Origin of the sequence: Treponema brennaborense DSM 12168 (assembly GCF_000212415.1) — a bacterium.
Classification (GTDB): domain Bacteria; phylum Spirochaetota; class Spirochaetia; order Treponematales; family Treponemataceae; genus Treponema_F; species Treponema_F brennaborense.
In genome coordinates this window covers 2,873,980-2,887,263 of the sequence record NC_015500.1, presented here as the reverse complement: position 1 = coordinate 2,887,263, position 13,284 = coordinate 2,873,980, and the positions used below count along the sequence as shown (strand labels likewise).

The window sequence follows — 13,284 nt, the reverse complement described above, 5'->3', positions numbered from 1 at the left end:
TCATTTTGGTTCCGGCCGACCAAGATGATGCGAGATTTTATAGGAGAAATATTATATGAAATTTTTTAATAAAAAAATTAGCACTTCATTCGAAACTGCTAAACAGAATTTTCAGAACAAGTTTGATTCTGAAAGAATACAAATAGTTGAAATCTCAAAACTTAAGTTTGATAAAGATTTCAAGGAGTTATTTATGCAGGAGCCTGAAAAGGTAGAACGCATTGCGCAGGATATGAAAGAGCGTGGATTCGATAAATCCCAGCCAATTATTGCGACGAAGGATGGTTCCATCTTGGACGGAAATTCCAGGTTCATAGCAGCAAATCAGATTGGAATAAAATATGTTCCTGTTGTTTATAAAGTTTTTGCAGATAAGAACGAAGCTATGAAGTATGAACTTCATTTACAACTTGATCGCAGAAATCTTACCGATGCAGAAGTTTTTACCATGTTCAAAAAACTTGAAGAAATGAAGCAAGAAGCAAAATCAGAAGGTAAATCTACAGAAGATTTTACTGATGCAAAACTTGCCGAACAACTGAAAAAGTCTGAACGTCAGGTTCAGAAAATGCGTGAACTTTCAAAAAAAGCTGACGAAGAAACTTTAGATAAAGTTTCTTCTGGAGAACTCACAATCAATCAGGCATATTCGGAAGTAAAAAAAGCAGAACATCCAAAAGAAAACAAAAACAATGAAAAACTTTCTATAAATAAGTCTGAGTTTTTTAAAGGTGTAAAGTTTGCTTTAGATGAACTTTCAAAGGGTAAATCCGCAGAAGAAATTCTTGCGGAATTATAAAAGGAGTAGCTCATGAAAAATGAAGATTTTACTTTAGACTTCATGGGCTACAAGGCAATGTGCCATTGTAGACCTATAATTCAACGTTTACACAATATGCGCGATCCAAAAATCGTATGTTCAGAAAAACATATCGACCTTTCAAGACAGCATGAAACAATTCTTGATTGTGGTACTTTAGAAAAGTGTTATGAGCAGATTTTTGGAGAGGCAGTAAAAAATTACAATGCTAAGCAGAAGCGAAAAGATCGTCGAATTGAAAATTATCTGAAAACAATTCTTAACGACAAGCGTCAGGGAAAACACAAAAATGTAAAAGCTGATGGAAGTCGTAAACCTGCTTACGAGATGATCATTCAACTCGGAAACAGGGACAATAGACCGGATGATGAAGAAGCTTCTAAAGTCTTAAAAGATTTTTGTAATTACTTGACTGAAAAATATCCTAATATTGTTCCAATCGGGATTTATCTCCACAACGATGAATTTTCAATCGATGAAGAAACTCATCAAAAGATTTACAGTCCAGTTCATATCCATTTCGATTATGTTTATGTGGCTCACCTTGGTAAATCTCTTAAGACTGGAATGGAATTGCAAAGTTCAATGAGTGGAGCATTAGCTGAAATGGGATTTGTTACTGCAAAAGGTAAAGGTACTGCACAGCAACAATTTGAAGAATCGGTTCGGCATGATTTACAAGATTTTGCAGAAGAACGTGGAATCACTATAGACAGAACTCCTGGTGAAAAGCATTCACATAAACAAAAACCTGTATATCAGCAGATGAAAGAAAATGAAAAGAAAGAGAAGAGACTTTCAAAGAAAGAACAGCAGCTTGAAAAGGAAAGATTTGATTTGGATAAAAATATTGAATCCTTTAATGAGAAATCTGAACAGTTGGAAAAAGATATTCAGACAAATACTGAAAAATCTTTGGATTTGTTTATCAAGGAAAGCAAGCTTTCCAAAAAAGAAAAAGAACAGCATACAAAACAGTCCGAACTTGAACGAAAAGAAAGCGATTTACAGTCTCGAGAACTCATGGTTGAAATAAAAGAAACAAACAATAAATTTCAACGTAAAAGAAACGAGAAAAAAGAACTTGAACTTGCTGAACGTGAAAAAGTTGTTGAACTCGGAGAAGCTCCTCTTTTGAAAAAACAAAAAGAACTTGATGAGCAAAAAAAAGAAATTGATCAGAAATTCAAAAATGCTGATAAAACTTTACAGGATGCTCAAACTATTCAGGATGAAAATAAAAAGGCATCTAAGAATCTTGAATTGGAGCAGAATGACTTAGAACGCAATAAAAGTTTGTTCAAGATTTCTACACAAAAAGTTGTTGCTTATAATCAGATTTGTGATGAAGTTGAAAGAAATAGCATGACAATTGATTCTGAAATCAGAGCATTTAAGATCAATCGTTTTGAAGACTTCACTTCCAGGTTCAATAAATTCGTTGGAAATGTAAAAAAAATTGTTACAGCAATTACAACAGAATTGAACTGGTACAAGGAAGTGTTCAAGGATTTTTGGAATAAAACTTCAAAGGACTTCAGGCATCTTGCTGATGTAATGGACAGAAATAAATGTGAAAAGTTTTCTGACTACAATAAAAAATTCTATAACGCAGAACTGGATTATCAGATTCAGGAAATGAATCAGATACAGATGCAGCACACCATTCATCAGAAAAAAATTAATGATGATTATGAATGGGAAATATAGGATGTCTTTATGGATTTAATAACAGATGAAAAAATCAGAACAAAGGTATTACGTTCTGCATTGAAAGAATATGATTTTAAGCTTGATTCTTGGATTAGATGTATTCATTGTGGCAAAGTTTTTCAGGGAGATGAAATGCGAGTCTTCAAGAAAGATGATAGTCATCTTGTTTATTGTAAATTCCCAAGCTGTGATGGTTCTATTATTGATATAGTAGATGCCGATGATGAGGATTTTAGTTCTATGTTCGGTTAAAAGTACAGCTTCGCAACGTTGCGGATTCCCTTTGGAATCCGTATTACACCACAATTTGGCATGCCAAACTGGGTGTACCCCACACTGAAAATGTCATACCGACTACGTGGTATAACATTTTCAATCCGGGGCCCCAAACCGTATCGTCGGTTTCTCTCTCTTTTAGAGGCGTTTCGCCGCCTCTCGAAAAACTCGCAACATTGCGACCCCAGTCATAAAAGCCTGTACTATTTGAACAAAATGGCTTTCAGACAAAGTGTAGTCTTATTCAGCGAGTTTTTCTCACTTCCACGAGCAACGCCCTGCCGTTGCATCCCAGCAAACATTTCGCCGTTACAAGCTAGGCTTGGATTCCTTGCTTTATTTATCTATAAAAATATCGAGTTATATGATATACTCGTACCATGACCCCAATTAATGATATCGATGAACAAACACGAAACGAAGAAAATACAAAACTAAAATACATTACTCCAGAATTAACAAAAAAATGGTCTGCAGAAGGTGACCAAATTGTGATGGAATATGGAAAGACAGCCTTTACAGATGGCCAGATTCTTGTTGATTCAGATGGTACTGTTACTCGTGGAGAACGAAAAAAAGTCGATTATCTTTTACTTTATAAATACAATCTTCCTCTAGCTCTTGTTGAAGCAAAAGGAATAGACCATGATGTTCATGATGGTGTTAGCCAAGCTATTGAATATGCAAAACTCTTGGATGTCCCTTTTGCCTATGCTAGTAATGGAAAATGTTTCCATGAAGAAGATATGGATATGGGAACAAACAGAGAATTCCCAATGAATGAATTCCCAACTTCAGATGAACTTTGGGAAAGATATAAGAAAAACAACAATATTAGTGATGAACAGAATTCCTTAATTACAGTTCCTTATTATCAGGGAGCAGATGGAAGAAAACCACGATATTATCAGCGTAATGCAATTAACCGTTGTATTGATAGAATTGCAAAAGGACAACAGAGACTTCTACTTGTAATGGCAACTGGAACAGGTAAAACATTTGTTGCAATGCAGATAATTTATCGTCTTTATGAAGCTGGCAAAAAGAAAAAAATCCTTTTCCTTGTGGATCGAACATCTCTCGCAGCTCAAACTTTTGATGATTTCACAGCCTTTCATAAAATGAACAATATGGTTCGTATCGGTGAGCATATAAATCTTAGAACAGAAGAAGATGTAAAAAAACTTTCAAGTTACGAAGTTTTTATTTCTCTTTATCAGCAACTTAAATCTGGTCGTTCAGAAGATGAAGATGATAAAAATCCTGATGAAGAACCAACTGCGGATAAAGATTATTATAAACTACTCCCACCAGATTTCTTCGATCTTATTGTAGTAGATGAATGTCATAGAGGTTCATTGAATGAAGAAAAAAGCTGGCATGAAATGCTTGAGTATTTTGGCAGTGCTACACAAATTGGTTTAACTGCAACTCCTAAACAAACAAATTCTGGTTCCAATCTTGAATACTTTGGTGATCCTGTTTATGTATATTCTCTTAAGCAAGGAATTGCAGACGGATTTCTTTCTCCGTATGTTGTAATGGCACATGAACTTGATATTGATAGAGATGGATATAAACCTAAGAAAGGTGAAAAAGATATACATGGAAAACCTCTTGAAGACCGAGTTTATCTAATGCCAGAGTTTGACCGTAAGTTAATTATTGATGAACGTAGAAAACTTGTAGCAACAAAGATTTCCGAATTCTTAAAAGAACATGATAGATTTACAAAAACAATAGTATTCTGTGAAACAGAAGAACATGCAGGTGCTATGCGAGATTATCTTGCAAATGAAAATGCTGACTTAATGAAACAAAGTAATCAGCGCTACGTAATGAGAATTACAGCAAATGACCAGGCCGGAAAAGATCAAATAAAAAACTTTTCTTCAACAAGTCAAAAATATCCTGTAATCGCTGTTACAAGTAAACTTCTTTCAACTGGTGTTGATACAAAAACAGTAGGTCTTATTGTTCTTGATAAAACAATTGGCTCAATGACTGAGTTTAAGCAGACAATTGGACGTGGTACTCGTATAGTTGAGAAATACCAATTTGAAAACGAAACCGAAGAACGAACAAAAACACACTTTGTTATTATGGATTTCAGAAAGAATTACTTGAAGTTTGACGATCCAGATTTTGATGGTATTGTTGATGTCGTACCAGGAGGAACGGCTGTTCCACTTACTACAAAAAATAAGAAAAAACGAGAAGTTTTCAGAATTAAAGGTGTTGATGTTGAACTCGTAGATACATCTATCAGATATCTTGATGACAATATGAATCTTGTAAGAGAAGAATCTGTTGAAAGCTGTGTAAGAAAAAATGTGGAAGACTTATTCCCGACTTTTGAAGATTTTTATAACACATGGTCAAAACTTGATGTAGCTGAAGTCAAAGATGGAATGTTGATGGATTTATTGATAAGTGAAAAAGTTGTTACAAAACTGAGAGATATTGTTGGACATGAAGTAGATTTATATGATCTTGTCTGCCATTTTGGATATGGAAAAGCAATTTCTAAGCAAGATAGAGTTAATCGAGCAAGAGAACTTAATAAACATTTGAATCCAGAGCAGCAGAAAATCATGAATCTTGTAATTGATTTGTATAAAGAAACTGATTTTTCAAATCTTAAGACAATCGATATTTTCGGGATGCCATATTTTCAGCAGAATGGCTACAGTTACAAAACTGCAGTAAAAACTCTTGGTGGCGAAGCAGCATACGAAACAATTATTCTTGAGATAGAAAAAGAACTTTATAAATAATTTTGGTGGGAAATAAATGAACGGTGATGCATTAGTAAAATCTACTACAAAAATAATGTTTGGAGATGCCGGTGTTAGTGGCACTGCACAATATATGAGCCAGTTAATCTGGATACTTTTCTTAAAAGTTTTTGATGCCAAAGAAGAAGAATGGGAACTTAAAAAAGGTTATGTTCCTGTAATACCAGAAGGTTTTAGATTTCGTGACTGGGCTGACCTTCGTAAAGAGGATGGTTCAAAAGATCTTGCAAATAGGCTAACTGGCGACAAACTGATTCAGTTTGTAAATAACACTCTTTTTCCATTTCTTCAAGGTAAGCCTGTTTCTGTAAATGACAAAGAACATTTGTTTACAAGTGATGATCCCAAGGCCTTAATTGTTCGTGAATTTATGGGCGAAAGTCAGAATTATATGAAGGATGGTGTAAAACTTCGCCAACTTGTAAATGAAATTGCAGATATTGATTTTGACGATGCTGGAATCAAACACGATTTCAATGACTTTTACGAAACTCTTCTAAAAGGACTTCAGAATGGCGGTAAAGCCACTGGAGAATTCTATACTCCTCGTGCAATTACAAAGTTCATTTGTGACCATGTAGATCCAAAAATTGGGGAACGCGTGGCAGATTTTGCTTGTGGAACAGGAGGATTCCTTGCAGAAGCAATATCTCATTTAATGGCTCAGGCAAAAAGTCCAAAAGATATTACAACAATTCAGAATTCTATTTATGGAATTGAATGGAAACAGCTTCCTTACATGCTTGCTACAACAAACATGCTTCTTCATGATATTGATAATCCAGATATAGTTCATGGAGACGGACTTGCCCTTAATGTCCTAAACCTTCAACCAAAAGACAAATACAACTGTATTCTTATGAATCCTCCATTTGGTGGAGAATTCAATAAATCTGACCTTCAGAATTTCCCTGATGATTTAGCATCCAGCGAATCTGCTGATTTATTTGTTGCACGTATTATTTATTGTCTTGAAAAAGATGGACGCTGTGGCCTTGTTCTTCCTGATGGGCTTTTATTCAATAGTGATAACTCTAAAGTAAATCTCAAGAAAAAACTTATGACAGAATGTAATCTTCATACGATTATCCGTCTGCCTTCCAGTGTTTTTGCTCCTTATACCTCGATAAATACAAACCTTCTTTTCTTTGATAAGACAGGAAAAACAGAAGAAATCTGGTTCTATCGTATGGATATGCCGGAAGGGGTAAAACATTTTAACAAGACAAATCCAATTAAACGCGAAGATATGAAATGCGTTGATGAATGGTGGAACAATCGAGTTGAAATTGCTGATGAAAAAGAAAGTGAAACATCAACACAGACCTTTAAGGCAAAAAAATATACTTTTGCAGAAATTGAAGAACGCGGATTTGATCTTGATTTGTGCGGCTACCCCGAAGAAGAAGATGTAGTTCTTACTCCAGAAGAAACAATTAAAAACTACAAAGAACGTCGCGAAAGTCTTGAAGCAAAGCTTGATGAAAAACTCGCTCTTATTATGAATCTTCTTGAGGTGAAATAATGAAACTTGCAGAAGATTTAAAAAAAGCGATTTTACAAGCAGCTTTTCAAGGTAAATTAAGTGAACAAAAAGTAACGGATTCAAGTGCATCTGATTTGCTTAATGAATTAAAGACGAAGAAACAAGAATACGTTTCAGAAGGATTATTCTATAATAAAAAAGAAACAGAACCATATTATTCAGATGAAGATTATCCATATGAACTTCCAAACAGTTGGAAATTAATGAAACTTTCTGATGTTTCAATTATACAAGAAGGCGCTGGAATTCGAAAGTTTCAATATACAAAAGAAGGTACACAACTTTTATCCGTTACAAATATTCTTCAAGGTTCAATTGATTTAAATAAAAAGCAACTATTTGTTTCAACAGAAGAATACAAAAAGAAATACTTGCATTTAACTCCAAAAAAAGGAGATATCCTTACAGCTTGTTCAGGTGGCAGTTGGGGAAAGGTCGCAATTTATGATAAAGAAGATACTGTGATGTTGAATACATCTACTCTACGATTAAGATTTTTCGGTGATTTAGCTGATAATAATTTCCTATATTATCTTTGTCAAAGTCCATTATTTAAAGAACAGTTAAAAGAACAATTAGCTGGAATGCAACCTAATTTTGGATATGCACATTATTCAAGAATAATTCTTCCTTTACCGCCAATCGAAGAACAACAACGCATCGTAGAAAAACTAAATCATATACTTCCTCTTATTGATGAATACAGCAAAGAAGAAGACGAATTGATTGCGCTTTGCCAAAAATTCCCTGAAGAAATGAAAAAATCTGTTCTTCAGGCAGCAATGCAGGGAAAGCTGACAAGACAGCTGGAAACTGATTCCAGTGTAGATGAACTCCTTAAAAAGATTGCTGAAGAAAAAGCAAAACTCATTAAAGAAGGGAAAATTAGAAAGGACACGACCAAAGCAGGTGCGTCTAGTCGTGCACTCGCAGAAATTACAGAAGATGAAATACCTTTTGATATTCCAGAAAACTGGAGATGGACAAAGCTTGGTTTAATTGGTGACTGGGGAGCTGGGGCAACACCTGATAGAGGAAAGTCAGAATATTATAAAAATGGAACTATTCCTTGGATAAAAACAGGAGAATTGAATGATAGCATCATAACAAGCGCCGAGGAATATATAACTGAAATGGCGTTCGAAAAATGTTCATTACGAATGAACAAAATGAATGACGTTCTTATTGCAATGTATGGAGCAACTATTGGTAAAGTAGCAATTGCAGGTTTTGATTTAACTACAAATCAAGCATGTTGTGCCTGTACTCCATTTGGGGGAATATATAATTACTATCTATTTTATTTCTTAAAAGCAAATAAGCCAGATTTTGTAAAACAATCAGCAGGTGGAGCACAACCAAATATTTCAAGAACAAAGATTGTTGATACTCCATTTCCTCTTCCACCAATCGAAGAACAGCAACGAATTGTAGAAAAACTCAATACAATTCTTCCAATAATCGACAGCATGGCAGTTTATGGCACAAAGAAAAAAGCTGGTCGTCCCAAACAGGAAGAAGCATTAGCATTTATAAGTTCACTTCTAGGAACACAAAAATCAACAGGTTCAAAATCTGTAAGTCCAGAAATCACAGAACTTACAGCAAAAGCAAAAGAAGATCTTCCTGCTATTGTAACAAAATACGCTAGTCTTATGGGTGTAACCTATAACCGCATCACAATCCGCCACCAGAAAACCCGCTGGGGCAGTTGTACAAAAACAGGCAATTTAAGTTTCAATTATCTTTTAATGAAGATGCCGGAAAATGTTCGAGACTATGTAATTATTCATGAACTCGCCCACCGCAAGGAATTAAACCACAGCACTAAATTCTGGGCCATTGTTGCAGAATACTGCCCATGGTATAAGGATGCTAAACAGTGGTTGAAAGATAATGGAAATAAATTATTGAGTTAATATATTGAAAAATCAATATTTGATTTTAATAAAACTGAGATTAAAAAATGAATTATTTTAATTGGTTAAAAAAAGAAACATCATTATTGTCTGTCGATGGAAAAACAATTGAAATTTATTCTTTAAATTGTGATCTAAATAATGATGCCATTATGTCTGAATGGGCTACTCATTTTAGAAATCAATATTGTGATGATGCTGAAATTGATTTACTAAAACCAAAGAATCAATCTAGAAAAGATTATTTAAATCAAATTAAATTTCCTGATCCATCTAATGCACCGGGGCCATCAATTAGGTCAGGAGATTTTGGTGAAATTTTAATTTCAGATTTTCTTGAATTCTTAGAAAATTACTGGATTCCTAGAACTCGTTATAATAGAAAAGATATTCAAAATGAATCTTCCAAAGGAAGTGATGTTCTTGGATTTAAGTTCGCTTCTACTAATTCTTTTTCTGCAGATGATGAGCTATGCATTTTTGAAGTAAAAGCAGGTTATAGTGAGACTAAGGGCAATTATGACCGTCTTCAAGATGCAGTAAACGGTTCACAAAAAGATGAAAAACGAAAAGCCGAATCCTTAAATGCAATAAAACAAAGGTTTATTGATTTAAAACAATTTAATGAAGCAAATAAAATAGAACGTTTTCAAGATCCAGCAGATATTCCTTATATACAAGAATATGGTGCAGCCGCTCTTTTTGATGAAAATATTTTTCTACCAACCAGGATTATTTCAGTAGATTGTACCGAACATTCTAACAATGATATTCTAAGATTAATAGTGATAAGTGTAAAAGAAATGAAGACTTTAATTAATAGTTTATATAAGAGAGCTGCAGATGAAGCCTAAGACAAATTCAAAAAACTTACTTAGTATTTCTCAATCTATTGCAAAAATGATAGAATTCCATGTTCCTGAAGATGATAGGCAATTAAGAACATCCCAGAAACCTGAAAAGCTTTTTTCTATTTCTATTGGATTATTAGGAGATTATGCAAGATTAATTAATACAGATTATGAGAACCCTCAGAAAAAAGAACTTCAATCAGACTTATTATACTCAGCCGAATTTTTGGAATCATATGCAAATTCAAATTTAGATAAAAATCCAATTTATGAACTTTTGGTCGGGGCGGCAGCATATTATCTTTGTGATCTACCAGGAAGTTCTCAAGTTCTTATAAATAAGATACACGAAAATTACGAGTATGAATTTAACTGTTCAAACCTCGACCGTTTTCTATATTGGCTATTAAAAAATGATTATCAAAACATTCCTGATTGGGATTGTGGTATATATAATAGTCATGTTCTTATTCTTTCTTTTTATTTTCACCGTTATTTTAATAAATCTACAGAAGAAGAATTATGTATTAATATAGCAAATTCATTCAGAAAAAATGCATATATTGACGGTAATTCAAGAGAGTTATTTTTTAGTGAACTGATTACTTCAATTATCATTGAAAAAATTAAAAATTCTTGTTTAAAACTTCTACCTCTTTACTCAAATCTTCAAAGTTCTGTTTGGTTACCAATAATAAACAATGGATTATTTATAAAAGAATTATGGCCATCTCAAAAATTATTAGGGGAAAATGGTGTGTTTCAGGGTAAATCTGCTGTTGTTCAAATGCCCACTAGTTCTGGAAAAACAAAATCGATTGAAATAATAATTAGATCTGGTTTCTATTCAGAAAGAGCTTCAATAGCTGTTATAGTAGCACCTTTCAAAGCTTTATGTTCCGAAATAACAGATGAACTACGTTATTCTTTTTCTAATGATAAACTGATAGATATAAATCAACTTAATGACGCATTTGAAAATTCTGAACAATCATTGTTTTTTTCTGATAGTAAAAAGCATATTTTAGTTGTTACTCCTGAAAAACTGTATTATTTATTATCTTTGGACAAGTCAATTGCAAATACTATTGGTTTAATAATTTTTGACGAAGGACATCAATTTGATAATGGCTCAAGAGGTATAACATATGAGCTTTTGATAACTGAATTAAAAGTTCTTTTACCAGAATCTTCACAAAAAGTATTAATTTCAGCAGTAATTCATAATGCATCCGAAATAGCAAGTTGGTTAATGCCTGATTCCATAACAATTACAAACAGTTATGTTCCAACAAAAAAGAATATTGGTTTTATCGATTTCTCAATGAGTCCTTCTATTAGATTTATTGATTCTGTAACACTAAAAGAAAAATACTTTGTTCCTAGAGTTCTTCCTGCTTTACATAGTACTCAAAATCCATTATTACGAAATATTTCGCCTACAAATATTAGTTTATATATGGCTTTTAAGATGGTTACGGAAGGAAGTGTTGCTGTTTTTTGTGGCCAAAAAAAATCAGTAACTAAAATTATGAGAGATACAATTTCTGCTATGGATTTATCTCCAGAAGAATTCAATATATCTTCATTAGGGAATCTAGATGAAATTAATAAAATTGGTTCTTTATGCAATGAAAATTTAGGTTCTGAATCATTAATTACAAAATCATGTACAAAAGGTATTTTTCCACATCATGCAGATATTCCTAAAGGTATTAGAGCGGCAATTGAGTTTGGAATGAGAAAAAGTCTAATTAAATTTGTAGTTTGTACATCAACTTTAGCACAAGGAGTTAATCTTCCCATAAGATATATGTTTGTTAATAATACATACCAAGTTGGCGGAGAAATAAGTGTTCGAGACTTCAACAATTTAATTGGAAGAGTTGGTCGTGCAGGTAAACTAACAGAAGGCTGTATTATTTTTACTGATCCAGACATATATAAATACCGTGATATTCCATATAAAGATAAGCAATGGAAAAAAACAACTAAATTATTAGATCCAAATCAATCTGAAGATTGTTTAAGTAAAATTTTGGATATCCTTCAATATAAAAATCGATATGGGACAAGCATTCTTCATTCAACTAATGTTGACTCTTTTGTTAATCAATATTATGAATCTGCTCCAGAGGAATATCAAGATATTGCTTCTCAACTTATAAAACACTTCGATTTAAAAAATATTTCTGTTAATGATTTAGTTTCACAGATGAATGAAAAATTACATTTAATTAAATCAATTGAAAATTTTTTAATGGTTCTTGGAGATGATTTATCAGATACTAATGTAGAATTAGTTGCAAAGAATACTTTGGCATATTCATTGGCAGATGATGAAACTAAGGAAGTAATTATCCGATTGTTTTCACTTATCAAAGCAAAAATTCTTTCCCAAATTGAAGATATATCTACTTTACCAATTTTTGCAAAATCTTTATCTGGAATTGATGAATCAAAAATAATTTCATCTTGGTTATCAGATAATCATAATTCATTAATTCAAACATCTTCCATTACGGATTTTATCACATCAATTTGGCCTTTAATAATAGGAGCCAATAAAAACTCATATTTCCAATTTTATGAAGATAAAGCAAGCCTGCTAAATGCTTTGTTATTATGGATTGAAGGCAAACCATATTTCGAAATATTCTCGTATCTTCCAAAACTAAAAGTTAATAAACGTGATACACTTACAATAGAACATGTCATTAATATTTTTGAAAATGGGTTTGGATATGATGTACCTATTTTAATTAACTGTATTACTGAATTATTATCACTTTATTTAGAAGAAGACGAATACAAGGAAATCTGTACTAAATTACATAATTTTCAAAAAATTATAAAATATGGATTACCAGAAACTGGTGCCATATTACTCTATGAAGAAGGTTTTTGTGATCGAACAATTTGTCAAAAAATAAATAGTATTTTAGGAAACCCTGATAACCGTTCAGAACTATTTCATAAATTAGTATTAAAAGATGCAGAAATTTCTCTTTTATTACAAACTTATCCATCATATTTTTACAATCATTATTGTGTCTTAATTCATAAAGAAAATAATTAAACTTCGTATATATATTATCAACAAAGTTTAATAGAATTCATGAAGGAATTGTTTAATAGCTTAAAATATGGAGAATAACTACAATTTTACTTAAATTATCTGCAAATTTGAGCAACGGCCGTTAGGTTTTTCGGACAAAAACCCGACGGACATTTTTGTTAAAAATAATCATCGTTAGTTTCACTATTCTGAAAAAATTCTTCCCCAAAAATCAGAATTTTGAACGGAAAGATACTACAGTTCCGCCCTCTGCTATTGAGGAAAAATATTAAGTAAAAAATG

Annotated in this window: 8 protein-coding genes; all 8 read left to right on the top strand. The window is 32.6% G+C overall.

Features of this window, described 5'->3' with window-relative positions:
- Positions 1-55: 55 nt before the first annotated feature.
- Positions 56-799 (top strand): ParB N-terminal domain-containing protein, encoded by a 744-nt coding sequence (locus TREBR_RS12605; protein ID WP_013759554.1) that lies wholly within the window; start codon positions 56-58, stop codon positions 797-799.
- Positions 800-811: 12 nt separating this feature from the next.
- On the top strand, positions 812-2,530 hold the full coding sequence (locus TREBR_RS12600; RefSeq protein ID WP_013759553.1) for a plasmid recombination protein: 1,719 nt from the start codon (positions 812-814) through the stop codon (positions 2,528-2,530).
- A 9-nt stretch (positions 2,531-2,539) separates the two neighbouring features.
- Positions 2,540-2,785, top strand: a complete 246-nt coding sequence (locus tag TREBR_RS12595; RefSeq protein WP_013759552.1) for a hypothetical protein — start codon at positions 2,540-2,542, stop codon at positions 2,783-2,785.
- A 404-nt stretch (positions 2,786-3,189) separates the two neighbouring features.
- Positions 3,190-5,586, top strand: a complete 2,397-nt coding sequence (hsdR, locus tag TREBR_RS12590) for an EcoAI/FtnUII family type I restriction enzme subunit R (RefSeq protein ID WP_013759551.1) — start codon at positions 3,190-3,192, stop codon at positions 5,584-5,586.
- A gap of 16 nt (positions 5,587-5,602) precedes the next feature.
- Positions 5,603-7,132: a class I SAM-dependent DNA methyltransferase gene (locus TREBR_RS12585; protein WP_013759550.1), complete on the top strand. Its 1,530-nt coding sequence runs from the start codon at positions 5,603-5,605 to the stop codon at positions 7,130-7,132.
- Positions 7,132-9,072: a restriction endonuclease subunit S gene (locus TREBR_RS14500; RefSeq protein WP_013759549.1), complete on the top strand. Its 1,941-nt coding sequence runs from the start codon at positions 7,132-7,134 to the stop codon at positions 9,070-9,072. The genes TREBR_RS12585 and TREBR_RS14500 overlap by 1 nt, the downstream gene beginning before the upstream one ends.
- Before the next feature lie 47 nt (positions 9,073-9,119).
- Positions 9,120-9,926, top strand: coding sequence for a Hachiman antiphage defense system protein HamA (locus TREBR_RS12575; protein ID WP_013759548.1), 807 nt, complete (start codon positions 9,120-9,122; stop codon positions 9,924-9,926).
- Complete coding sequence (locus TREBR_RS12570; RefSeq protein WP_013759547.1) at positions 9,916-13,002, top strand: DEAD/DEAH box helicase; 3,087 nt, start codon at positions 9,916-9,918, stop codon at positions 13,000-13,002. The genes TREBR_RS12575 and TREBR_RS12570 overlap by 11 nt, the downstream gene beginning before the upstream one ends.
- The last annotated feature ends 282 nt before the right edge of the window (positions 13,003-13,284 follow it).